We start from the raw sequence: 25,378 nt of genomic DNA, 5'->3' as shown, positions 1-25,378 counted from the left end.
CTCCAGCAGAAGCTACAGCCTAATTGGATAAATGGGTAGAGATTTTCTCTACCCATTTTACATACATACCTACCCACACATGAAAACTACGATACCCCACCAAGCCATATTTTGTGGTCCAGATACGCTATTCATCGTAAACGGAGATCAGAACCTGATAGAAATTCATGGAGAATCCACTCCATTAATCAAAGAGATACTTAAAGGAATACAGCAAGAGGAACCTTTAGAACGTATTTATGAAAACCATAAAAGGGATTTTGGGCATGATATTGAAACATTTCAGGAATTAATTTCTTGGATGAAGGAAAAACAAGTAATCCAACAACCCAGAAGTCCCCAAACAATAAAAATCCATTTACTAATTGGCGCTACGTATTCAAATCAATCAACATCATCCATCATAAACTCACTGAATCAACTAAGCCTTAATTCATTTGAGTATCTATTGGAAGACAACCTAAAGGCCTCAGATTTAATCCTTTATATGGGTTCTCTCTTTACTCATCGAAGCAGCATAAAAGAACTTGCACAACTTAGTTATGAGGCAAAAATACCCCTTTTATATACAGAAATTGACAGCTCATCATTCACCCTTGGGCCGATTATTTCTCCAGAATTATTAAGTCCATGCTTGAATTGCTATGCTGATCGAAAACAAGTGCAGCTTAAGAACCCAAAAGCATTTTCCATCCTACAAAAAAAACAAAACCAAGAGTACATCTATACTCCCTTAGTAGAGAACAAAAAGTACTTCCCTGCATTGATCAATTTCATCAACGAAGAAATACACCAATTTTTCTTGTCGGGCTTAACCTATTCTCCACTACTAAGTCAAAGTTATGTTGTCAATGGCAGTCCAATCGAAATACAAAAATACAACATCCTAAAAGTACCACACTGCCCAATTTGTAGTCAAAAGAATCAATCCATGACATTCAATGTATAAACCTGATAAGCTCACCATGACTCCATTAAAAGATGATTTAATCCACGGAAATCAATATCCGATTCCTACAAGAAGGTGTTTACCTTCAGGTTTATATCAAAGCTATGTTGAGGCAACGCACCTAGACTTATTAGCTTCCAACACCCATATGCTACAAGGTTCAGGGATAGGTTTCAGTCAACTAGAAGCTAATAATTCCGCCATAGGAGAATGGATAGAAAGATATGCAGCATCACATCAGGACATCAAGAATCTCATCTTTGCCAGTGAATCAGACATGAATCATCAAGGTAGAACTTTCTTGCCAATTGAAACATTCATCCCATTTATTTCAGATCAGTATTGCACTAATCTCCCATATCAAATGTGGGAAAAAGAAGATGTAACTAGTTGGATTGAAAGTAAAAACATACTCAATCAACAGTCCGTTTGGGTCCCTGCTTTCGCTGTTCATTTACCACACAATACAGATTGGGATCAAAAAAAGAATTACATCCTTCAAACTTCCACAGGCATTTCGGCAGGTAAAAATCTACAAGATGCCACGATTGGAGGCTTTTTAGAATGTGCAGAAAGAAATGCCTTTGCGGAGTTTTGGTACCGGCAGGAGCAATGGATTCAGCAGATTCCCATGTTAAATCAAGAAGATGTACTTCGTTCACACAAACATCCGAAAATCAAACATTTGTTTGATAATAACCGAGTTCAAATAAAGCTTTTTGATTTATCTCCCATTAGCCCCATAGAAACTCATGTGGTTGTTCTCTATTTTCCATATAAAGGTCAACTATTCCAATCCATGGGATGCGCTAGTCGATTTAATCAAGAGGAATCCATCATAAAAGCTTGCTTAGAAGCATACCAAGGAATTGAATATGCCATTGGGCTAAGTCAGAAACCAGAAAACTGGATTCAAAATCTGCCAGGATTTGAAAGCATCAATAGTTTTGACAAGCATTTTGCATTCTACAATCGATTCCCTCTATGGAGGAAAAAATCACCCATACTCCAGGCTGCACTAAGCAAAGATTCTTTTTTCCCAGACCAGGCATCTTTTCAAAGCAAAATCCATTCTTGGGAAGATATAAATCAAATGGGCTTAAATCATATTTTGGTCATTCCATTAAGTACGGAAGATGTACAATCACAGGGTTTCGAAGTTGTTCGTGTGATTGTCCCCCATTGGAATTTACTCACAGGAGTACATACACAACCCTTCTTAAAAAATCTAAGAGCTCAATCAGGTGAAAATCTATTTCTAACATATCCACATCCTTTCCCATAAACCATGAAAAAACGACTAATTGTTCTATTGACCACTCTTCTATTCCCTGCCTTAAGTTGGGCACAGGAAAACATGTTTCATGAGGTTCAAAAAATTTCATGGAAAACACACAAGGATAGTTTACAAAAAATCATCACATACATGAATAATCACCCAAGCAACGATTATTACTATCTGTACTGGACTGCCTATGCGCATTATATGAACTACTTCAATTACAAATTATCAATACCCGCTGAAGAGAAAAAAGCACATCAATGTCTAGAACAAGCATCCAAAATTCTTAGCCAAATTACCAAGCCAAATTCGGAAACCATGGCTTTACAATCACTAATAGATGGACTCAAACTCAACTTTACGAATATTTTCCTATTGCCAATCAAAGCTGGGAAAGTGGGGAAATTAGCTGAAAGAGCGATTGATTTAAATCCTAAAAATCCACGAGCCTATTATGCATTAGCGATTTATGATTTTTATACCCCAAAAATGTATGGAGGGAGAAAACAAGTAGAATCTAACCTGATTAAAGCCATATCTCTCTCAACTATCGTAGCCGAAAACTCCAAAGAACCGCAATGGTGCATCATCGAATCTTATTTATTTCTAATCCGATATTTCAAAGAAGAAAATCAAAAAAACAAGGCACAACATTATTTACAAGAGGCCAAAACCAAATTCCCTGAGAATACCACATTCCTTCAGTATAAACTATAACTCCATGGCTAAGACTAGAAATCTATTATTTGAACCCTGTATTTCGGACATTTCCTATGATTTCCTTGAACAAAGTAAATTATATAGCTATCAGGCTAAAGAATACAGCGAACGTCTTCATGCGGTCATGTCCAGTGACTACTTCATGAGAAACATTAGTCAACATAGCATTGAATTGGGCTTTTGTGATGAATATGACTTGTTGAAAAATGACCAATTGCCCCCCTTGGCTCAAGCATTAAATCAATTAAACCACCTAAGAAGTAGCCAAAGAAATTATGATCTAGAGGACAAAATCACCTTACAAGATCTTTCTCATTTTCTTCATTTAAGTTATTCCATTACTCAAGGGTTTGATCCGTCCCTACTAATTCCTCCTCGAAGAAACATTGCTTCGGGTGGCGGATTATACCCGATTGATGTGTATGTGATTAATCAACACATCCCTGAGCTTCCCTTGGGTGTTTTTATCTATGATCTCTTTACCTATAAACTCAAATTAATCTATGCATTCAAGGATCGAGATGAGTTAAATAAAGCTCTAAATAAAACACTATTTGCCGAGCAAAAAAATGACATCGACTATACAAATGCTAGTGCTTTTATGGTATTGGGTGCAGAATTAGAAAGATCCTGTTTTAAATACTTAGATAGAGGTATACGATGGGCCATGCTAGAAGCAGGCGAGATTGTACAAGCCATGTATCTAGCTGGTGCATCACTTGACATGAGTAATTGTGCCATAGGTGGATTCAATGATGAAGCGCTGGCTCAATTAATTACTTACCAGAATCCCAGTCAGATTACCCTCTTAGCTCTAGCCCTAGGTAAATAAATATGAACTATGTAATTAATCCTGATTTTAAACTAATCTATGCTAAAGAGAGCACGGAAGAACTATTTTTCAAACACACTTGGAAAGATATGCTCATTCAAATCAGTCAATGTGAATGGGAAATACTATCTCATTTAGTAAACAATCGAGATGAAAACAAAACCTTAGCATACATGATGCAAAGCTATGATGCAGACCAAAGTATACTAAATCAATTAATCCAGTATTCACAGGAAATCGAATTACTCATACTCGAGGATGCATTGGAAGAGTACCAAAAACAGAAAACTATATTTCAAAAACAAAGTCTCTCCACTTGGAAAATGGGCATTAGTCAGTTGCTTTCCTATATATCTATTCCTATTGAATTTATTGGTAGAGGAAATCTTCGTTTTTATAAAATTGCCAAAATCCCTTTAGAGAAAACTTGGATGGAAACATGGGCCAAGAATTATTGGACACAAAACCTAAGTCAGATTTTGGCCTTATTCATCATGGTAATCGGAATTGGGCAAGTCATATTTAAGCCTCAGTTCATAGAACATTGGCTTGAGTTTGAATTACTAAGCAGTCCATATCTCCTCCCCTTTTTGCTCCTTGGACTTCTTTTCTCTACCTTTTTACATGAATTTGCCCATTATATCATCTATTTGAAACATGGAGGTTTAGTCGCTGATTTGGGATTTTCTTTCGTTCTAGGCTTCATTCCTTTTGTTCATATTAATACCAATTCCCTGCATTTCTGGGAAAATCAAAGACACCGAATTGAGGTCATTGTAGCGGGAATCATATTAGATATTTCTTTGCTAATGGGAATTAATATCATCTTGAACTGGAATATTGATACAATCTGGATGTCTCACTGGCAATTTCTACAATGCTTTATTGCTTTCCGGATCGCCTTCAATGCCATTCCGTTTATTCCAGGAACAGATGGCTATTTTCTTCTTTCAGAATATCTACATGAACCCGCACTTTTCCATGAGGCTAGCCGCGCACTGAACAAATGTAAATCGACTCTCTTCCGAAAGGAAGTAAACAAATTAAAGCCAAAAGACTATTTATATGTAAGCTATATAATCATGAGCTACTGCTTTATAACGGCCTACTACTGCTTGTTGGCTCTTTGGATTATCGTTCCATATTTCATTAGTATCATACCATGATAAGAAAAAGTTTGCTCCTATATTTCATACTCATTTCATCTTGTTCGATGGCTCAAACTAGTTTAAAAGGGAGAGTTCTGGATGCTTATCACCAAATTTACTTGGAAAGTGTAAGTCTATATTTAGTCCAAAATAAACTCAGTTTACTAAGTGACTCAACTGGCTCATTTCAATTTCAAAAACTTACCAAAGGACTTCCAGATACATTAGTAGTATCCATAATCGGTTACAAAAAACGGAATATCCCAATACTTGAAAACAACTTCCAACATATTCATTTACAACTAGATAAACCCAATGCTCTGGCTGAAGTTAAAGTAAAGGCAAGTGTCCCTATGTCAGAAGATTTTGTCAATCAAAAAATCAATTTCTTGGATGTTGTAGTAAATGCCTCCTCCAAAGCCGATCCTCTTTTAGCCGTTCAGTCGACCTCAGCTGCCAGTCCCTTTAGTGAATCAGCATCCATTAGTTTCAGAGGAAGTAACCCACAATTGACTCAAATATACATCAACGATATCCCCATACCCGAACCCATCAAATTTACTCAAATGTCAAGTTTGGGTACTTTCAGTCTCATCCCTATCAACACCATCAAGGATTTACTAATTTTCCCAAGCAACCCACCGCTCGAACTGATGAATGCCAGCACTGGGGTTGTCCAAATTCAGAGTAATGAATCATTTAAAAAGCAAAACCTTGAAATAGATGTTAGCCTAGGGCAAGCAGGATTTCATTGGACCCCATGGGCAAAAGAAAAAAATGGGATCGGCCTATTTGGTCACCATCAATTTAGCTCATTGCTAAAATTCGTCAACCCTAACTCTTTGAGTGATTTACCTCATTTTAGTGAAAGCGACTGGGGGATAAATGGCTATTTCCAAACAAAAAATTTATGGCGTTTGAAGTTATTTAGTCTATTTATGACGGAAAAATATGCTAGCCAATTTAGACATCCTTCTTTTGAGGGCACTTTTGATTATCAAAAATACAGACATGTTCAAACCATCAATTTATCCAAACTCCTAGAACATGCTCAATGGACCTTCAAGTTTGGATTTCATGAATCCACCCAACATGACAGCACGGGTAATTATGCTTATCACCCAAAAGCACATCAACTATTCAGTGGTATTGACTTACAACTATTTCCACATGAAAACTGGACGATAAAAACAGGTTATCAATGGTTTCAAACACAAACACAATACCAAATCCGAAAACCCTACTATAATTTTGACTACCGTCCACAATCCGCATTTGTTTCGTTTTCAAACAATCCTTGCTTATCACAACATGAATTATTTCTTTCTAATAATTATACTCTTTCCAAGCCATTCAGAATTGGAGTTGGAATGAAACTGACCCATTTCCCTCAGCTAAACGATATGCAATTAACCCACCAAATCCATACCCGATGGTATTTAAATGATTCCTATACGTATACTAATCTAGCCTGGAGCAAACAAATAGCCAGTTTATTTACCCAAGAAAATGATTACATATGGGTCAATACTCAGCAGGTGTCTTGGGATATCGTGCAGGAGCAAGAACTAAAAAAATGGAGTTTCCATGCCTTTTATAAGTCAGAAAAATCACTCATAAGCACAGGACAAGCTTGGGGGGCAGAAATTAACTTCAGCCTAATCAAATCAAAATCAAAACATGAATGGGGTATAGGTAGTCATTGGAGTCAACTGAAAACAGGAATAAATACTCAAAATTCACCATATCAAATTCCCTTTTTCTTACGAACAACTTCGCAATGGAAATGGAAACATTTTGACTTGAGTATGAGTAGCCTATTTAGGATAGGGAATTATTTTAGAACATTAAGTTCATCTACTTATTCAACCGAATTGCAAATGTATATTCCACAATATGAACCAACAGCATCGAAAAGCTTACCTCCCTACATGAGAATAGATGCTATGCTTAGTAAAATGATCCATAAAACAAATCATGGCTCTTGGATTACCTATTTATCTATAAGCAATTTATTGAACCATGACAATGTCAAATCCATTAATTATAGCTGGGATTATCAACAGTCTTTCCAAGAATATTTTCAGAAAAGAGTTATTTATATAGGTGTACAGATGAGGTGGTAATTCTATTTATTGGCGTTGGTTTCCCTTAAAAACTGTTGTCTAGAGATATTTTCCTTCGGCAAAAATTCATACGCTTTCTTCCATTCTTTTTTCTTTAAATCCCCATTTTTAATTGATTGAATGAAATTAATCCAAGCAAAAGGATTGGTTAAAGATAAAATAGGGCTAGCATAAAATGTTTTGTTTGCCTGAGCAGAAACCATTTGATCCGAAAAATTTCTAAAATTGGATGAGGCCCCCATACCTGCCTGTAAAGCAAAGACATTGAGCTTCGACTGTTCCAGATTATTGGCCAAAATCCCCCTCTGTTTTTCATCTCGCAGTCGCATATTTAAGAAAGCTTGCTTAAACTCATCTTCGGTACTATGCGGAAAAACTTTTACCTCGGACAACATTTTAGATTCTTCTGATAAAGAAATAATCGCTCGATGAACCTGATCTGTATTTTTAGGAATAATGTAATATTTTTTCTGATATCCCACATAAGTAAATACCAAACTATCTCCTGGAAATACATACATCTCTACCATACCAAAATTATCGCTCAATGCCCCTCGGCCCGCCTTTGGATTGTAGACATAAGCTAAAGGCAAATCCTCTGCTTTGGTCGCGGTAACGACCCTTCCAAGAAATAATACTGTTTTATCCTGCCCTTGAGCCAATAGGTCTTGACTCATACATGCAACAAAAAAGAAAAGTCCCAATATGACTCGTTTGCAAATTTTCATTGAGCTGCAAATAATATTTTTTTAATGATTCTCTTATAATATTCGTTAAACGAATGAAGCCTAAAATAATTTCAAAAAGGTGATAATAAATGGAATTGATAAAAGTAAGCCATCAAAGCGATCTAAAAATCCCCCATGTCCTGGAATAGTATTCGCCGAATCCTTAATATTAATACTCCTCTTAAACAAAGATTCTACCAAATCTCCATAGGTTCCCGCTACCACGATAATTACTCCAATGGCGAACCATTCCCATACTTCATAATTCGTAAAATATATCGAAATAATATATGCCGCAATCATGGCACTCAATAAACCTCCCATCAATCCTTCCCATGATTTTTTGGGAGATACTCTTTCAAATAATTTCGTCTTTCCAAAATACGTTCCGGCAAAATAAGCTCCGGAATCACTCGCCCATAATAAGAATAAACAACCCATGATAATGTTCGCATCATAGTTTCCTGACCTCATGAAGGCTAACACCGTCAATAAGGCAAAAGGAAGCGCTACATAAATAATTCCTAAAAATGTAAATGCAATATTTTGAAATGGTTTGCCATCTCCTGATTTATACAATTTGATAAAAAAGATAATCGTTAATAAGGGCGACAAAATATAGTAATTATGGTAACCTATCATCCCTTTTTCAATAAAAAAGGTTAGTAAATGAAGTATTACCCCACAAAAAGTCCCATAAAAAGTTAAAGGTAAATTACCTTCCAAACTCCCAACTAACTTATAAAATTCCAGTTGGGCTAAAACACCAATCAACAGGAATAATCCCAAAAAAGTATAGTCATTAAAATTGATACAGAACAACAAAAACGGGATGGCAATCAATGCCGCAATAACCCTTTGCCATAAATTACTCAAATTGGACAATCCCATAGGTTGATTTTAATTCTTGGATTCGATAATAGCTAACTTAGCCTGCTCGAAATTATCTTGGTGTACATACAATTCAAATACTCCTAAGTCATAAGGACTAATTTTCTTATTAATCACAACTGCAGGTATCTCATAACTTTCAGTGAGCATCAATTTTTGTAATTCCAAATCAATACCATGTTGAGAACTACCTAACAAAGTCCAGTCCTTGATCATAATTCTTCCCTTTGTTGATACATTAAACGAATATAATAAATAAGGAACAGCAATGAAACAGCCGCAGACCATAAGGGAATCATCTCGCCTACTTGCTCGGGATCTAAATCAATTAGCTTTTCTTGATGCAAATAGGTTAATGTTAATGTCCATGCATTATTAAAAAAATGGGCTAAAATGGGTAACCAAATATTTCTATACCAAATGTACAAATACCCAAAAAAGGCTCCCAATAACATTCTAGGTAGAAACCCATAAAATTGAAAATGGATAAAACTAAAAATGGCCGCTGATAACCAAACAGCCACATGTACATTGACCAAATATCGCTCAAACAAATTTTGCAAAACCCCACGGAAAAATAATTCTTCCCCAATAGCCGCCATGCCTGCAATCACGGCTAATGCCGTCACAAAATCCAATGGAGTTTCAAAATGCAATAAAAACTTGGTCAAACGTGCCATATTATCTTCCGAAGATCTCATCCAAGCCTCCACTTCTTCATATCCAGCTGGAAGAACAATGGATTGATTCCATTGAATGATATATTCCATCAAGGGAATGGAAACCAACAAAGCAACGATGGCCCAAGAAAAAACCCGCCAAGAAGGTACTTCTAGTGGACTTAACTCATATAAAGTACGTTTTTCTATAAATTTCAAATATGCCCATGAGCCCCCCACAAAGGTAAATAGGGAAACAAACCACTGCAAGGCCATGATTCCCTTAAAGGCTCCTTGGTATTTTTCTGGATTTGCCATAAAATCCAAAAGCAATTTTTGAAACTCCGCTACATTTGTCGAAGGAAATTCCATAATTAAAACCACCGCTACCAGACCCAAAAACTGCCCTAAAAAGCTTCCAAGCAGAAAAAATCCAAATAAGCTAAGCAGCTTCGAAAAAAGACCAAACCAACGCGCGGGTCCAGAAATGTAGTTTTCTTCCATAATGGTCGTAAATTTACTGAATTTTTAATGAGAATGGTAAAAATAGGTAACATCGAATTAGGCTCTTTTCCCCTGCTTTTAGCACCCATGGAAGACGTATCCGACCCTCCTTTTCGTGCAGTATGCAAAGAAAATGGAGCAGACTTGATGTATACAGAATTTATCTCCTCCGAAGGCTTAATCAGAGATGCTGCTAAAAGCATCCAGAAATTAGACATCTTCGAATATGAGCGCCCCATAGGTATTCAACTTTTTGGGTCATCCATTGAAACCATGGCTTCCTGCGCAGAAATAGCTACCCAAGCTGGCCCTGATTTAATTGATATCAATTATGGTTGCCCAGTGAAACAAGTCGCTTGTAAAGGTGCCGGAGCTGCACTTTTACAAGATATCCCCAAAATGGTTGCCATGACTAAAGCTGTGGTCAATGCGACTCATTTACCTGTCACAGTAAAAACTAGATTAGGATGGGATGAGTCTACCAAAAACATTGAAGATGTAGCAGAGAGACTACAAGACATTGGTATTCAGGCATTAAGCATACATGGCCGAACTCGAGTCCAGATGTATAAAGGAGAAGCCAATTGGGAATTAATAGCCAAAGTCAAAAACAACCCCCGCATCAAAATACCTATTTTTGGAAATGGCGATATTGATACTCCAGAAAAAGCCTTGGAATATAAAAACAGATACGGGGTTGATGGAGTCATGATTGGTAGAGCCACCATAGGTTATCCTTGGATTTTCAATGAAATCAAACATTTCATCCAAACTGGTGAACACCTAGCTCCTCCTACTTTAGAAGAACGAATCCGCGTTTGTCAAAGTCACCTAGATTTTTCTATCAAATGGAAAGGAAATCATGGTGGAATCGTAGAAATGCGCCGACATTATGCCAACTATTTCCGTGGCATGGATCATTTCAAACCATTTAGAAGCCGATTAGTTACCTCTTTATCTTACGAGGAAATCAATCAAATATTACAGGAAATTGCCGAACATTACCAGGCAATTTTACAAGCATAACACATGACATCAACACAAAAAGTGCCCTCCCTTTGGATTATTTTAGCCATAGCTGCCATTTCATTAATCTGGGGTAGCTCTTTCATTTTGGTCAAAAAAAGCCTGAGCACCTATTCTGCCATGGAAGTGGGTGCCTTGCGCATTGCCTCTGCTGCACTATTTTTCAGCCCATTCTTTTTTAATAGGAGAAAATACATTCAAAAACAACATTGGCCTTCTTTCTTACTAGCAGGTTTAACGGGAAATTTGTTTCCTGCCATTCTGTTTTCCATTGCAGGTGAACATCTACCTAGTGCTCTTTCTGGCATGTTAAACGCTTTCACTCCCCTATTCACACTGATCATCGGGATTGTTTTATTTCATCAAAAGTTCGTTTTAAAACAAACTGGGGGCATCATCTTGGGCTTAATTGGATGCATTGGGTTATTGGTTGCAGGAAAAAGCTTTTCCTTTCAATTTAACTACCATACTCTTTGGGTTATTTTAGCTACATTCTTATACGGCATAAATTCACATACTGTCAAATCAAAATTTGCCGATTTACACCCACTTACATCCACTGCTGGCGTGTTTATGATGATAGGACCCTTAGCCCTAGGACTATTAGCCTATTCGGGATTTTTCAACCGCCCCTGGTCTGACCACGCACAAATGTGGCCTTTACTAGCTGCCATTGCTCTGGGACTATTTGGTTCAGCTATTGCGATGGTCCTATTTAATCAATTAATCAAATGGACCAGTGCCATTGTGGCAAGTTCAGTTACCTATTTAATCCCCATCGTGGCCGTGGCCTGGGGGCTTTTTGACGGGGAAACCATTTATTGGGCACAAATCGTATTTATGTTCATTTTACTTTGGGGAGTATACCAAGTTAACAATTCAAAATCTTGATAAAATTTGAATCTCCAAAGTCCTATTAGAGATTATCAAATAACTTTTAAGAATGGATGGTAGATTGCTTAGACCTTTTAAATAGGTCAAAATGTCCTACCTATGAATGAACAAATCCTAAGTCAAATTTGGAGTAAACAGCTTTTTGATCGTAAAAACTTACGTAGCCAACAAGGGGAATACCTTCAAATCATCCACCCTGGATTTTTAAATAAACATGCCGGGGCAGATTTTCAAGAAGCGCATATCCTTCTCAGTGATTATGCTTGGATTGGATCCGTAGAATTGCACGTTTTAGCTTCTGATTGGTTGCTTCATGCTCACCACCAGGATACCTCTTTTGAAAATGTCATTTTACATGTTGTCTGGAAAGCCGATTTACCCATTTATTATCAAGATGGACGGGAAATTCCTACCCTTGAATTATGCCATCGAGTACAAGATATAAATTTCGTTGAATCGCTCGCTCCTGCTACTGATTCCATTGCATGTCAATCTTTTTTTCATGAAATCCCTCATGAGATAAAAACACAAATGCTGAACCGTTGTGGAGAACAACGCATGCAAATCAAATATGAATCCATCTTGGACTTATGGAATAAAAATAAACAAGATTGGGAAGAAACATTTTACCAATCTCTAGGTAAAAGTTTTGGTTTTGGATTAAATGCGGAACCCATGCTCCGGCTTACCCAAGCCATACCACTAAAACTCATATTAAGAAATAGAGATCGCCCCTGGGGCATTGAAGCAGCCATGATGGGTCTAGCAGGCATGTTAGAAGAGCCCATCAAAGATGAATACCAATGGGAATTAAGAAGAGAATTTATCCATCTCAAGAAAAAACATCAGTGGGAGAATGCCTATTTACATATGTCCGACTGGAAATTTCTTCGATTAAGACCCGCCAATTTCCCCACCATTCGGATGGCCCAGTTTGCCGAGGTCATTCGAAACAATTGTTCATTACTCTCCATTTTGCTCGAAATCCAAGAGCTCAATGTCATACAAACCCTCTTTGAAATTAGTCCATCCTCCTATTGGCAAAAGCATTACCATTTTGGTAAAATAAGCAAAAAACCTCATGGACAATTAGGTAAATCTACCTTTCACTCCTTGTGCATCAACACCTTAATTCCCATATTATTGGCCTATGCTCAAAGCAAAAGAGAACCTAAATATGCGAACAAAGCGTATCGTTGGCTATTTGAAATGGAAGCAGAAAACAATGTAATTTCCCGGATTTATACTCAAATGGGTTTAAAAATCAAAAACGCCCACGACTCTCAAGCTTGTTTACATTGGTACAAAAATTACTGTCAGACAAAAAAATGTCTCACCTGCCAAGTTGGGCAGCACATTTTACTCTGATTTAATGATGGCCCCTCGTTTACCAATTCCATTTTCATTGAATGCCTCCATTTGAAAATAATAGGTCTTATCCTTATCCATGGATTTAAAATAGTACTCATTGGCACCAAAAACTTGTACGGAAGTATATAACTTATCTGGAGCAATACCCGCATAAACCACATAACCCGTAGCCTGTGGATCATGTCGCCATTTCAACCAAGCAGATCGCTTATCATGTTCCCCTCGAAGTACTACAAAATCCTTGACCTCCTTAGCCAATTGGCCATGCCCCTTTCCAAATACCCGTAAACCGCTGATGGCAAATTTCCCTACTGCCATATGTTCATTAACTAATTTGATATACCTGGCCTCCACTGGCTTTGCCAATTCGACATAGTCATGCGGAACGTCCTTTCTATTCTTTAATTTATCAATCATCAACTGCCATTTTTTCCCATCCTTACTTCCATATACTCGATATTGATGATAAATTCCTGGTATTTTACCTAAAAAACTGGAGTCCACATCCTGATCAGCATAATTAATTTGTATAGCCTTCACAGTAGATATTTCTCCTAAATCCGACTGAATAAATTCTCCTTTTTGGGATGTTTTAGCTGACCAATAGGTTTTCATTTGCTCATCTACTGCATAATTAGCACCGTATCCAGCTAAACTTGATGATACTTTCACAGGCTTATTATAATTGAGCAACATCCAGCCGGTAAATAAATCAGCCGGTTTATCGAATTTGGAAGTAGGCATGCGATATGGGTAATCCCCATAGGCCGTCTCCGTATACAAAATTCCCTCTTTATCAAAGGTACTTGGCCATAGTCCCAATCGACGCTCAAAGCTATTTTTAACAGCAATGGTAATGGTGGACACATGCCACCAATTTCCATATTGACCTTCAAAAGTAGCGCCATGACCGGCCCCACGAGTAAACCCACCTGGCTTAAATGAAAAAGGATTATGCGCTTGATAAGTAAATGGCCCCATAGGTTTATCCGCTGTATAAACACCATCTCCATAGGCAGAAAATTCCGTACCAGGAGCACCATACTGGAGATAATACTTGCCTTTATATTTATTCATCCAAGCCCCTTCCATAAAGGGCTTTAAAAATGTATTGTCCTGATATTCTCCAAATCGCTCCCAACCATGTAGCTCATCATTCAGACGGATTAAATCCATTCTTTCACCGATAGGTTGCAAAGTCCTGCGATCAATCTCCTGTCCATACATGGGATAAAAATTACTTGACCCATGATATAAATATATCCGACCATCATCATCCACAAAAAAAGCTGGATCCCAAGCCCCTGCCTTAAACGCATGAACTGACTCTTTCCAAGTATCTGTTTCAGGTGAATGACTGGACCAAAGCGTAAAATCTTTGGCATAAGTAGACCCAATAACATACAAACTATCCCCCATCACGAAAGTCGCAGGTGCACAAAGCTCATCATAGACTTTATGGTATGCTTGTAAAAAGCGGCGGGAGACAAAATTCCATGTTAACATATCATGACTCCACCAATAGCCCCATTGATTGGTCGAAAATAAATAATACTTATTTTTAAAATAGCTGATGACTGGATCTGCTGTAGCCCTATGCCGCCCAGCTTCTGAAAAATTGGGGATAGGTGTAAAACCATAATCCAGATTCATGGGATTACAATAGGTATTTTGAGCCGAAATATTGCTGAATCCTAAAGCCAAACAAATGGCAAAAATCCAAGTTAAGTAACTAGTTTTCATTTTTACGCAGTGAAATTATTGTCCAAAATACACATTGATCTCGATAAAAATACCAATTTTACAAAGACAAAGACACGTAGATCCCCTATGAAAAAATATACCGGTATATTCAGTGCAGGGATAATCATATTGCTCTGGATTCTACATCTAGCCTTTTGGATACAAATGCCACTGGATTGGGGAAATCCATTTCTATTTTTGGCTATTCTAGTCCAAACTCATTTATATACAGGTTTATTCATAAGTTCACATGATGCCATCCATGGTGTAGTTTCTAAAGAATATCCCCAATTAAACCATGCGATAGGTAGACTCTGCGCTACCCTTTTTGCCTTCAATAATTATACGATACTACGAAAAAAACATCAACATCATCATGCCTATGTGAATACCGCCGACGATCCTGATGTACACCAAGGAAACTTTTTTATCTGGTGGTTTAAGTTCCTGTTTCAATATGTACATTGGACACAAATTTTGGCCATGGCCATCACCTACAACCTATTAAAAATTTGGTTTCCCATGGAAAACATCATACTTTTTTGGGAATTGCCCGCCATATTAGCTACACTTCAATTATTTTATTTTGGGACTTATCTACCCCATCGGGGAGTACATGAACCTGATAATAAACACCAGTCAAGAAGCCAACAAAAAAATCATATTTGGGCTTTCCTTTCCTGTTACAATTTTGGCTATCATTATGAACATCACGATAAACCCTATTTACCTTGGTGGAAATTAGCAGAAGTCAAGGAGCAAAACAGCCAAATTTCTAGCAGATAGATGAATATTTTTTCTAAATTTGCAGCGCACATAATCGACCCATCACATTCCAATGTCAGAACCCAAATACAAGCGAATTTTATTAAAACTTTCTGGTGAAGCCCTTTCCACTCCTACGGAAGTCATTGATCCAAGCATTTTAGATCAATACGCAGCAGAAATTAAAAAAGTCCATGATTTGGGAGTTGAAGTAGCCATTGTGATTGGAGGAGGAAATATTTTCCGTGGAGCTAGCGCAGCTAAAGCGGGTATTGACCGAGTACAAGGTGATTATATGGGCATGTTAGCCACGGTTATCAACGGTATGGCGGTTCAAGCATCTTTAGAAAAACACGGATTGTACACACGAATGATGACTGCCATAAAAGTGGAAGCCGTTTGTGAGCCTTTCATCAGAAGAAGAGCCATGCGTCACTTAGAAAAAGGCAGAATCGTTATTTTTGGTGCAGGTACAGGTAATCCTTACTTTACAACAGACTCGACAGCCTCCCTTCGTGCCATCGAAATTGAAGCGGATGTGGTGTTAAAAGGCACTCGTGTCGACGGCGTTTATACAGCAGATCCAGAAAAAGACCCTACCGCCACAAGATATACCCATTTGAGTTTTTCAGAGGCTATTGGGAAAGGTTTAAAAATCATGGATACAACGGCATTTACCTTATGCCAAGAAAATAAATTACCTATCATCGTATTTAACATGAACAAAAACGGAAACCTGTGTGATTTGGTTTCTGGAAAAGATGTAGGAACGTTAATTAGTTAATCAGCAATTAAATTAAATGGAGGAGTTAGAATTTTATATAGAAGCCGGACAAGAAACCATGGAAGGTGCTATCAAGCACCTAAACATTGAACTTTCAAAAATTAGAGCAGGAAAGGCCAGCACTAGCATGTTGGATGGTTTAATGATTGAGTACTATGGTGTCCCCACACCCATCACCGGAGCATCATCCATTACAACACCAGACGCTAGAACCATTGCTATCAAACCTTTTGAAAAAAATATTTTTAGCGAAATTGAAAAAGCGATTCGCAATTCAAACCTAGGCTTAAATCCCATGAATGACGGTGAGTTAATCCGTTTATCCATCCCTCCATTGACAGAAGAACGTAGAAGAGATTTAGTCAAGCGAGTAAAACAAGAAATTGAAACCGCTAAAATCAATATTCGTAATGCCCGCCAAGATGCCAACAATAGTATCAAAAAATTAAAAGGCGAAGGTGTTGCAGAAGATGATATCAAAGCATCCGAAGATCGAATCCAAAAATTGACTGATGCATTTGTGTCCAAAATTGATCAAATCTTTTTGGACAAAGAAAAAGATATCATGTCGGTTTAAGCTCATACTACCCACATAAAAAAAGCTGATCTAGACGATCAGCTTTTTTTATACCCAATTCTGTCATTCAAATTGCCATGATTTAAAAATACTCCTCTGCCTTACCCATGGCATAACCAATTTCCAGCATACGACGAATATCCAATTTATTAAAATGCTGAATATCGATTGATAAGGGCTGAATCGGCCTTATGGAATAAATAGCCAAATCACTTCGTTGGTTTTGAATCAATAATGCTTCCTTTAAATCTGCATTTAAAATCTCATTGACAGCAATGTCCATGACACGGTCTACCAAAGCCAACAAATCCCCCGTTTCAAAAACTCCACCTTCAATGGTTTGTGTATGGCAACTGATACAAACTATGTGTTTTCCGCCATCTTTGATGGCTTTTTGTAAAGGTGCAACATCCCGTAAACCTCCATCCAAAAAACTGCGCCTCTTTTCCAGATTGATTCGAACTACTGGCATCAAAATGGGCACAGCCGAGGAAGCTAATAAATAGTCATAAAAATGATCATAACTAGGATCAACATACAGGATTCCCCCATCAATGATATTGACTGCCCCAATGCGCATTTCAATGGGACTAGCTTGTAAATTTCGCATGTCTAAAACTCCCTCCACTAATTCTTTTAATGGCTTTGTGCTTACTAATCCCCTAAAATTCTTAGTTAATGCTGTCCAGCCTAATTCCCATATGCTTAGAGGTTTTGACAAACATTCTGGATGTGTAATTCTTGTTTCCCAAAAATCCCATAAATCTTGTCCTGCCTGAGGAAAATTCAATGGCTCTCCGTTCAATTTTTGTCGACCTAACTGATTGACCAAATAGGCTGCATTTAAACTTCCAGCAGAAATACCATAAATCAAATCAGGTTCATATCCCCTTTCAAATAATGCTTTAATGACTCCTGCTTGAAATGCGCCCTTAACAGAGCCTCCAGATAATGCCAATATCTTACTCATAAATTTGAATATTGTAAGGACTATTTGTCCCAAATTGTTTTAAATTTACAAAATTAATAAGCTTAAAGCTTCTACTCTTTACATTATGTCCTATTCGCTTTCATCCATTCAAGTGCCCATTGCGGAACCGATGAAAGCATTCGAAGGCAAGTTTCGCCAATTCATGCGCTCCAAAGTAATGCTCTTGGATACCATCATGAATTACATCATTCAACGCAAAGGAAAACAGATGCGACCTATGTTCGTATTCCTTTCTGCTGGGGTAATGGGTGAAATTAACGAAAAAACACATCGTGGCGCTGCACTCATAGAATTATTACATACAGCTACTCTGGTTCACGATGATGTGGTCGATGATTCCAATTATCGACGAGGTTTTTTCTCCATCAATGCCATCTGGAAAAACAAAATTGCCGTTTTAGTCGGTGATTATTTATTATCCAAAGGATTATTACTATCCATTGAAAACGAAGATTTTGATTTATTAAAATCCGTTTCCACTGCGGTAAGAGAAATGTCGGAAGGCGAATTACTCCAAATAGAAAAAGCCCGTAAACTCGACATCACAGAAGACATCTATTTTGATATTATCCGCAAAAAAACAGCCACACTTATTTCAGCTTGTTGCGCCATAGGTGTTCAATCCGTGGGAGCTAGCGAGGAATATGTACAAATTGCCCGAGAGTTTGGGGACCGCGTAGGGGTAGCATTCCAAATTAAAGATGACCTGTTTGACTACGGTGATGCTGAAATAGGTAAGCCATTAGGTATTGACATTAAGGAAAAAAAAATGACCTTGCCTTTGATCTATTCCTTACAACATACCAGCTCCAGCACGAAAAAAAGAATCATACATTTGATTAAACATGATTCTGAAAATCCACAAAGTGTGCGTGAAGTCATTGAATTTGTCAAAAATACGGGGGGGCTGGAATATGCTACCCTACGGATGCATGAGTTTGCTCAAGAGGCTCGAGAAATCTTACATAAATTCCCAGAATCTACGTATCGTAACTCACTCCATGATTTACTGGGATATACTATTGAAAGAAATAAATAGCCTGTTCCGATAAATTATCTTATTTTCAGGGGCAAAAAAAGCTGGAAACCATCGGTTTCCAGCTTTAAGCACTAAACTACTTTAAAACAAAATCTATCTTGGGCCGCCGCCGCCCATTCTACCTCCTCCGCCGCCCATTCTACCGCCACCTGGTATTCCTACCGGTTGAGCTTGAACGGGTTGTGGTGTAGGTGTAGCTTCTCCTCCCCCATCTTTCTGGTCATCGTTATTCACGGATTTCTTTCTCTTCGTTCCTTCAAAACTCATTTTACCAATTCGGAAAGAGAAATTAACCTTAAAGTTCATATTACGCATGGTATTATATCCCACTTGCGAAATAACGGGTGTTGTGGTCTCACTACGAATGATCATAGCCGAAGTAAAGAAGTTCTCCGCTCCAAATCCAATACTTCCCTTCTTGTTTTTGAAATCCTTTTTGAAACTTAAACTGTAAATTCCAAATCCTCCACGCTTTCCTTGCAACTGAATCTCGTTCGCACGGTAGAAAGAGAATAATTGCGCTCCCCAGCCTCCACCTAAGTTATAGTTACCAAAAATACGGAAGTTAGATACCAAGCCTTCATTCTTCGCATTCAACAATGGATCTGGTACATTATTAGCCAATTTCAAATAAGAGAAATCTGCACCACCACCAATCATCAATCGATTCGTTAAATTGGCATTGATATTCAAGTTCATACCATATGCATCCTCATTTCCAATATTCACAGAACGAGTCTTCACGGTATCACCAATGACTTCGCGAATTTGGTTAATGGCCCCAGTTGTATTTCTAACAAACACAGCAGAAGAAATATAGAATGATTTGATGTACTTACTGTAACCAATCTCAAAGTTATTGGTATACTCCGGTGCTAAATTTGGATTACCCGTAGAGATATTTAAAGGATTTGTCGAATTCACGTTAGGATTCAAGAATTGAACCGATGGACGTTGAATACGCTTATTATAACTGAATCTCCAAGTTCCCGATTTAAATGTTTTGGACATATTAAAACTTGGAACAATTACTCCATATGGAGGAATGGTCAAGTTCTGTCCTTCTTTCTTCAAGAAACTAGCAGTAATGTCCGTATGCTCATAACGAGCACCCGCTTTCACACTCCATTTGTTTTTAGTGGTTAAGGTATAAGAAGCATATGTACCCCAAATATTTTGATTATAATCAAAAACGTTGGTTGGCAAAGAAGCTAAATTAACTTGATTGTATCCCGCTGGATTATTTCCTGTAGGATTAATAAATGACTTGTAATCAGAAGATGCATTTCTCAAAATACCTTTTCCTCCAAATTCAAGTATCTGATTTTTTAAGATTGGTGTCTGATAATCCAATTGGAACGTAGCCTCTTCATTATAAGCTAAGTTCTCATTTTTAATAGAACTCAAAATTTGGCTCATCGTCGCATTCGGATTCATGATATCATTGTAGAAATCACTGGTACGATTACTGCGGCTGTACATCGACAAAATACTAAACTCTTTTTGTGGCGTATCGTAGGTATGAGAATAGTCAATATTCAAATCCACATTGCCCGATACATCGGAAGAGTTTGTGTTTCTTAAGCTAGTAAGCAAGCCATTACGAATCTGTTGTAAATTATCTTGGTAGTTATTTCCATTTCTTACCCCAAATCTAGATGAAGCTGTAATGGAATTATGTTTGTTAATATCCCAATCAAAACCTATTTGATAATTACCAAATAAATTATTGGTTCTGCTTTCTGCTGTTTGAACGTTAATTGTTTCAACACCCTGACTTCTGGTAGTTTGTGTATTTTCATATTTACCTGTCACGTTGTACTGAGAACGACCAAAACCACCTAATGACATACCCCAAGTCTTATTACGGAAATTACCATTCAAAGACATGTTAGAACCTCTAACACCCACACTTGAATCAAAACCTAAAGTCAAACCTTGCAAGGTATTTTTCTTTGTAACAATGTTAATAATACCAGCAGAACCCTCTGCATCGTATTTAGCTGATGGAGAAGTAATCACCTCCACCGTCTTAATCATGTCAGCAGGAATTTGCTTCAAAGCATCAGCCACATTGGATGCCATAATAGAAGATGGCTTGTTGTTAATCAACACTTTAATATTAGTAGAACCACGGAGTGAAGGATTACCGTCTAAATCAACCGATAACATCGGCACCTTTTTTAATACATCAGTCGCATCACCACCACGATTGGTTTGATCACGTTCAGCATTGTATACCGTACGGTCCACTCTTTCTTCAATCATGGCTCTTTGACCTTCTACGGTTACTTCTTGTAACATCTTGTTCGATGACTGCATTTTGATAACACCTAAATCATGGTTATCTTTTTTGTCTGTTACATCAATGGATAAGGTTTTACTTTCATAACCCAAAAAAGAAATAACAATTTTATAACTTCCTACTGCCACTTTAGTCATCGTAAATTTTCCAACCTGGTCGGCAACCGTTCCATCCACTGGGCGATTAGTAGCTTTATTAATTAAAGCAACGGAAGCAAATTCAACGGGCTTATTGTCCGTGGAATCTAAAGCATAACCCACAATTTTGGCAGAACCTTTAGGGCTAGCTGCAACTGGGGCTGCCACCTCTCTTCGTGCGGGTGCACCTGCTCCACCTGGAACTTGAGCGTTAACCTGCATAGCGCAAACTACTAAGGCAATAAGAGCGAATAATTTTTTCATAGTTTTTTTAAATTGGCTAATTGATTTTAAACTAGTAAAATCGAATGCAAAACTGAGGTAATTCCTTTGAGTAATTTCTTTTTTGCGACCAATAGTCATAATTTGTAGGTCAATTTCAAAGATACAAAACGACCATAAAACATGATTACTATTAAAACACCACGTTTACAATTAATTCCGCTAGACCATTCGTTATTGTCGACTTGGGCAGAACATGGACGTGATGCCCTAGAAATTCAAATAGGTTTACAACATAATACCTGGGAAATAGAAGCATTTTTTCAAGAAGAAACCCAAATGGCCCTACAAGACTTTTGGCTTCCTATGACAAAAAAATTCCCCTTCGATTTTATTTGGTATACAAGTTGGGAAATAATCCTAACAGAAAAGTCCTGTTCTATAGGGGGAATTGGACTAGCAGGTTTACCCAATGACCAAGGTTTCACAGAGGTTGGCTATTGCTTAGACAAAAAATTCAGAGGACATGGCTACGCTAGTGAGGCTTTACAGCGTGTCATTGAATGGGCCAGTCAAGATAAAGATCTACAATACTTAATAGCCGATACTCCCATCGAAAATCTGGCTTCCCAATCAGTCCTGTTAAAGAATGGCTTTTTTCAAACTGGACAAAAAATACTCACGCAACCCAAAGGCATGGAAGTGTTTACTTGGAAACGTCCTATACAATCCCCAAGAACTTAATTCTTGGATTTTATTTCCTTTCGAGCAATTTTCGGTAATTTTACTGAATTATAAATGCCCAAAGTCCCTAAGGACCCAATCATATGCATCATTTCACTTCCATCCGTGACGCTTACAACATTCCTCAATTGGTCAATGAAGCCCTTTTAATGAAAAGAGCTCCTTATTCCGATTGTTTCATTGGCAAGAATAAAACCATTGGATTGTTGTTCTTTAACTCCAGTTTGCGCACTCGGTTATCTACCCAAAAGGCCGCCCAAAATCTAGGAATGAACGTGATGGTGATGAATGTAGGTGCCGATTCTTGGCAATTAGAAATGAATGAAGGTGTCATAATGAATGGCGACAAAGCAGAGCATGTTTCAGAAGCCGCAGCCGTCATTGGTCAATACTGCGATATTGTAGGACTTCGTAGTTTCCCAAGTTTAGTAAATCGCGAGGAAGATTATTCCGAATTGGTACTAAATCAATTCATGAAATATACAGGTAAACCCATATTAAGCTTAGAGTCAGCTACTAGACACCCTTTGCAGTCGTTAACAGATTTAATAACAATCCAAGAATATAAAAAAACGGCCCGCCCTAAAGTGGTCCTAACCTGGGCTCCTCACGTAAAAGCCCTACCCCAATGTGTGCCTAATTCCTTTGCAGAATGGATGAATCACTCCGAAGTGGACTTTACCATTGCACATCCCAAAGGTTATGAACTGGCTCCTGAATTTAGCGGTAATGCCCCAATATGTTATGACCCTAAGGAAGCTTTTGAAGGAGCAGATTTTATCTATGCCAAAAACTGGTCATCCTATCAAGATTATGGTAAAATCCTAAACTCTGATCCAGCTTGGATGGTAACGATGGAAAAAATGAACTTAACCAATCAGGCTAAATTCATGCATTGTTTACCTGTACGCAGAAATATAGTGGTGGAAGATGCCGTTTTAAACTCAGAACATTCCATTGTCATTCAACAAGCTGGGAATCGCGTTTGGGCTGCTCAAACTGTCCTAAAAGAGATGCTATTATCGCTTGCTAAAAAAGAAAGCCCTTACTTATTCTAATGTTATGAGTGTAAATCTGCCTACGCTTCAGGTAATAAAAATAGGTGGAAATGTCATCGATAATCCTCCTTTGTTAGAAGCTTTTTTACGTGATATTGCTAGCATTAAAGAAACCTTTGTTCTCCTACATGGCGGTGGTAAAATTGCTACTGAAATGGCTAAAGAATTAGGTATTACGAGTCAAATGATTGATGGGCGCCGCGTCACCGATACGGCCAGTTTACGCATTGTTACGATGGTATATGCTGGATGGATTAATAAAACCCTGGTTGCGAAACTACAATCCAAACAGAAAAATGCATTAGGTTTTACAGGACCAGATGCAGGATTAGTGATAAGTAAAAAAAGAAATCCTTTACCCATCGATTATGGTTGGGTGGGAGATATTGACCAGGTCAATGGAAAAGCTTTAAGCGACTTCATCAAGCAAGGATATTGCCCCATTTTTGCACCCATCACTGCCGATAAAGAAGGGAATTTATTAAATACTAATGCAGATACCATGGCACAAGCCATCGCCATAGCATTAAGCGAGTTTTTTGAAGTAACCTTAACCTATTGCTTCGAAAAAAATGGGGTTTTAAGTAATCCAGATGATGATCATTCTGTTATTCCTCACATCAATCAATCTTCCTTCATGGAATTGAAAAAAAGTGGAATTGTAACTGCTGGAATGATTCCCAAATTAGAAAATGCCATAAAAGCCATTTCTCAAGGTGTTAATACGGTCAAGCTCTGTCACGCAAGTCAAGTATTACTCCAAGAAGGTGGCACAAGAATAACAGCATAGATGTATAGAGAATCTGATTTTTTAGAGGCCCTTTCTTTACTTTCTCAATTGATTGCTTGTCCATCGTTGAGTAAAGAAGAAGCAGGTACAGCTAACATTATCCAGCATTTTCTGCACCAAAAGGGTATTGAATCCCATCAATATTTGAATAATATTTGGGCAAAAAACGTGAATTTTGACCCAAATAAACCAAGTATTTTATTAAACTCTCATCACGATACAGTCAAGGCCAATGCCTCTTGGACATTTGATCCATGGGGAGCCACAGAAATAGAAGGCAAACTCATTGGTCTAGGTTCAAATGACGCAGGTGCCAGCTTAGCTTGTTTAATACAAACATTTTGTTCCTTCTACGCACAAGAAAACTTACCATTCAATATCGTGTTAGCAGCCACTGCCGAAGAAGAGATTTCAGGAAAAAACGGCATTGAAGCTCTTCTTCAATCCCCCAATTTCCCCAAAATTGATTGGGCCATTGTAGGTGAACCCACAGATTGCCAATTAGCCATTGCAGAAAAAGGCCTCATGGTGATTGATGCCATAGCTCATGGAAAAGCTGGTCATGCCGCTAGAAATGAAGGAATAAATGCCATTTACGTCGCGATGAAGGATATTCAAAAAATTGAAAACTTTCAATTTGAAAAAATATCTCCAGTATTAGGACCTGTTAAAACGACAGTCACCATCATCCATGCAGGTAAACAACATAATGTCATACCAGATACCTGTGAATTCAGCATTGACTGCCGGGTAAATGAATGTTATACTTTGGAAGAAATTCTTGACATATTAAAACATGAACTTAGCTCTGATTTAAGCCCCAGATCCATCCGATTACAGCCAAGCCGTATCGATGAAAATCATGTTATTTGTCAAGCAGCCAAAGCATTAGGAATAGTAAGTTTTGGGTCACCCACCCTTTCTGACCAATCCTTATTGAACTGCCCTTCCGTAAAAATAGGCCCTGGACATTCGGGTAGATCTCATACTGCCGATGAATTCATTTACTTAGATGAAATCAAACAGGGTATTCAGACCTACCAAAATTTATTAATGCAAACGATTATTCAATACCAACATAAATCATAAGAAA

At 37.8% G+C, this 25,378-nt stretch carries 24 protein-coding genes; 17 read left to right on the top strand and 7 right to left on the bottom strand.

The annotated features are described in order from the left end of the window. Positions 1 to 79 precede the first annotated feature (79 nt). Genes EWU23_RS11310 through EWU23_RS11285 form a run of 6 tightly spaced genes read left to right on the top strand, consistent with a single transcriptional unit; the run spans position 80 to position 7,057 of the window. Positions 80 to 949, top strand: coding sequence for a hypothetical protein (locus tag EWU23_RS11310; protein WP_166232230.1), 870 nt, complete (start codon positions 80 to 82; stop codon positions 947 to 949). A gap of 16 nt (positions 950 to 965) precedes the next feature. Then, the gene (locus EWU23_RS11305; RefSeq protein WP_166232228.1) at positions 966 to 2,234 is read left to right on the top strand and encodes a YcaO-like family protein; all 1,269 of its coding nucleotides are present in this window, start codon (positions 966 to 968) and stop codon (positions 2,232 to 2,234) included. A 3-nt stretch (positions 2,235 to 2,237) separates the two neighbouring features. Beyond that, positions 2,238 to 2,948, top strand: coding sequence for a hypothetical protein (locus EWU23_RS11300; RefSeq protein ID WP_166232226.1), 711 nt, complete (start codon positions 2,238 to 2,240; stop codon positions 2,946 to 2,948). A 4-nt stretch (positions 2,949 to 2,952) separates the two neighbouring features. Next, complete coding sequence (locus EWU23_RS11295) at positions 2,953 to 3,783, top strand: SagB family peptide dehydrogenase (protein ID WP_166232224.1); 831 nt, start codon at positions 2,953 to 2,955, stop codon at positions 3,781 to 3,783. Positions 3,784 to 3,785: 2 nt separating this feature from the next. Further along, the gene (locus EWU23_RS11290; protein ID WP_166232222.1) at positions 3,786 to 4,949 is read left to right on the top strand and encodes a hypothetical protein; all 1,164 of its coding nucleotides are present in this window, start codon (positions 3,786 to 3,788) and stop codon (positions 4,947 to 4,949) included. After that, complete coding sequence (locus tag EWU23_RS11285; protein WP_166232220.1) at positions 4,946 to 7,057, top strand: carboxypeptidase-like regulatory domain-containing protein; 2,112 nt, start codon at positions 4,946 to 4,948, stop codon at positions 7,055 to 7,057. The genes EWU23_RS11290 and EWU23_RS11285 overlap by 4 nt, the downstream gene beginning before the upstream one ends. A gap of 2 nt (positions 7,058 to 7,059) precedes the next feature. Here the strand turns inward: EWU23_RS11285 and EWU23_RS11280 are convergent, their stop codons facing one another. From EWU23_RS11280 to EWU23_RS11265, 4 genes are all read right to left on the bottom strand, one after another. Further along, entirely contained in the window at positions 7,060 to 7,734 is a 675-nt protein-coding gene (locus EWU23_RS11280; RefSeq protein ID WP_166232218.1) for a peptidase associated/transthyretin-like domain-containing protein, read from the bottom strand. A 111-nt stretch (positions 7,735 to 7,845) separates the two neighbouring features. After that, positions 7,846 to 8,676, bottom strand: coding sequence for a phosphatidate cytidylyltransferase (locus EWU23_RS11275; RefSeq protein ID WP_166232216.1), 831 nt, complete (start codon positions 8,674 to 8,676; stop codon positions 7,846 to 7,848). Between the two features lie 9 nt (positions 8,677 to 8,685). Beyond that, a complete protein-coding gene (locus tag EWU23_RS11270) occupies positions 8,686 to 8,892 on the bottom strand; it encodes a hypothetical protein (RefSeq protein WP_166232214.1) in 207 nt (68 codons plus the stop codon). Further along, a complete protein-coding gene (locus EWU23_RS11265) occupies positions 8,889 to 9,839 on the bottom strand; it encodes a CPBP family intramembrane glutamic endopeptidase (protein ID WP_166232211.1) in 951 nt (316 codons plus the stop codon). Before EWU23_RS11265 ends, EWU23_RS11270 begins: the two co-directional genes overlap by 4 nt. Positions 9,840 to 9,872: 33 nt before the next feature. On the opposite strand from EWU23_RS11265, the gene dusB reads away from it, so the two are divergent. The 3 genes from dusB to EWU23_RS11250 all read left to right on the top strand — a co-directional run bounded on the left by dusB (position 9,873) and on the right by EWU23_RS11250 (position 13,127). Next, positions 9,873 to 10,865, top strand: coding sequence for a tRNA dihydrouridine synthase DusB (gene dusB / locus EWU23_RS11260; RefSeq protein WP_166232209.1), 993 nt, complete (start codon positions 9,873 to 9,875; stop codon positions 10,863 to 10,865). Positions 10,866 to 10,868: 3 nt separating this feature from the next. Then, positions 10,869 to 11,756, top strand: coding sequence for a DMT family transporter (locus EWU23_RS11255; protein WP_166232207.1), 888 nt, complete (start codon positions 10,869 to 10,871; stop codon positions 11,754 to 11,756). A gap of 102 nt (positions 11,757 to 11,858) precedes the next feature. Further along, on the top strand, positions 11,859 to 13,127 hold the full coding sequence (locus EWU23_RS11250; RefSeq protein ID WP_166232206.1) for a DUF2851 family protein: 1,269 nt from the start codon (positions 11,859 to 11,861) through the stop codon (positions 13,125 to 13,127). On the opposite strand, the gene EWU23_RS11245 is transcribed toward EWU23_RS11250, so the two are convergent. Beyond that, positions 13,119 to 14,873, bottom strand: coding sequence for a family 43 glycosylhydrolase (locus EWU23_RS11245; protein WP_166232204.1), 1,755 nt, complete (start codon positions 14,871 to 14,873; stop codon positions 13,119 to 13,121). The genes EWU23_RS11250 and EWU23_RS11245 overlap by 9 nt on opposite strands. Positions 14,874 to 14,960: 87 nt before the next feature. On the opposite strand from EWU23_RS11245, the gene EWU23_RS11240 reads away from it, so the two are divergent. From EWU23_RS11240 to frr, 3 genes are read left to right on the top strand one after another with little or no spacing between them, the layout of a single operon-like run. Further along, on the top strand, positions 14,961 to 15,659 hold the full coding sequence (locus tag EWU23_RS11240; RefSeq protein WP_166232202.1) for a fatty acid desaturase: 699 nt from the start codon (positions 14,961 to 14,963) through the stop codon (positions 15,657 to 15,659). A gap of 52 nt (positions 15,660 to 15,711) precedes the next feature. After that, positions 15,712 to 16,422 carry a UMP kinase gene (gene pyrH, locus EWU23_RS11235; protein ID WP_166232200.1) on the top strand — a complete coding sequence of 237 codons (711 nt, stop codon included), beginning with the start codon at positions 15,712 to 15,714 and terminating at the stop codon, positions 16,420 to 16,422. 16 nt (positions 16,423 to 16,438) lie between these two features. Then, positions 16,439 to 16,999 (top strand): ribosome recycling factor, encoded by a 561-nt coding sequence (gene frr / locus EWU23_RS11230; RefSeq protein WP_166232198.1) that lies wholly within the window; start codon positions 16,439 to 16,441, stop codon positions 16,997 to 16,999. Between the two features lie 82 nt (positions 17,000 to 17,081). Here the strand turns inward: frr and EWU23_RS11225 are convergent, their stop codons facing one another. After that, on the bottom strand, positions 17,082 to 17,969 hold the full coding sequence (locus EWU23_RS11225; RefSeq protein ID WP_166232196.1) for a patatin-like phospholipase family protein: 888 nt from the start codon (positions 17,967 to 17,969) through the stop codon (positions 17,082 to 17,084). Between the two features lie 85 nt (positions 17,970 to 18,054). Between EWU23_RS11225 and EWU23_RS11220 the strand changes: the two genes are divergently transcribed. Next, positions 18,055 to 19,029, top strand: a complete 975-nt coding sequence (locus tag EWU23_RS11220; protein WP_166232194.1) for a polyprenyl synthetase family protein — start codon at positions 18,055 to 18,057, stop codon at positions 19,027 to 19,029. A 93-nt stretch (positions 19,030 to 19,122) separates the two neighbouring features. Here EWU23_RS11220 and EWU23_RS11215 read toward each other — a convergent pair whose 3' ends face one another. Continuing rightward, positions 19,123 to 21,735 carry a TonB-dependent receptor domain-containing protein gene (locus EWU23_RS11215; RefSeq protein ID WP_166232192.1) on the bottom strand — a complete coding sequence of 871 codons (2,613 nt, stop codon included), beginning with the start codon at positions 21,733 to 21,735 and terminating at the stop codon, positions 19,123 to 19,125. A 141-nt stretch (positions 21,736 to 21,876) separates the two neighbouring features. Here EWU23_RS11215 and EWU23_RS11210 point away from each other — a divergent pair, with 141 nt between their 5' ends. From EWU23_RS11210 to EWU23_RS11195, 4 genes are all read left to right on the top strand, one after another. Then, positions 21,877 to 22,437: a GNAT family N-acetyltransferase gene (locus EWU23_RS11210; RefSeq protein ID WP_166232190.1), complete on the top strand. Its 561-nt coding sequence runs from the start codon at positions 21,877 to 21,879 to the stop codon at positions 22,435 to 22,437. Positions 22,438 to 22,520: 83 nt separating this feature from the next. Beyond that, complete coding sequence (locus EWU23_RS11205) at positions 22,521 to 23,495, top strand: Rossmann-fold NAD(P)-binding domain-containing protein (RefSeq protein ID WP_166232188.1); 975 nt, start codon at positions 22,521 to 22,523, stop codon at positions 23,493 to 23,495. Positions 23,496 to 23,499: 4 nt separating this feature from the next. After that, positions 23,500 to 24,285 (top strand): acetylglutamate kinase, encoded by a 786-nt coding sequence (gene argB, locus EWU23_RS11200; protein ID WP_166232186.1) that lies wholly within the window; start codon positions 23,500 to 23,502, stop codon positions 24,283 to 24,285. Beyond that, complete coding sequence (locus EWU23_RS11195; protein WP_166232184.1) at positions 24,286 to 25,374, top strand: M20 family metallo-hydrolase; 1,089 nt, start codon at positions 24,286 to 24,288, stop codon at positions 25,372 to 25,374. It begins immediately after the preceding gene. Positions 25,375 to 25,378 lie beyond the last annotated feature (4 nt).

The organism is Aquirufa beregesia, from assembly GCF_011090385.1.
Taxonomy (GTDB): domain Bacteria; phylum Bacteroidota; class Bacteroidia; order Cytophagales; family Spirosomataceae; genus Aquirufa; species Aquirufa beregesia.
This window is presented reverse-complemented; position numbering and strand designations above follow the sequence as displayed.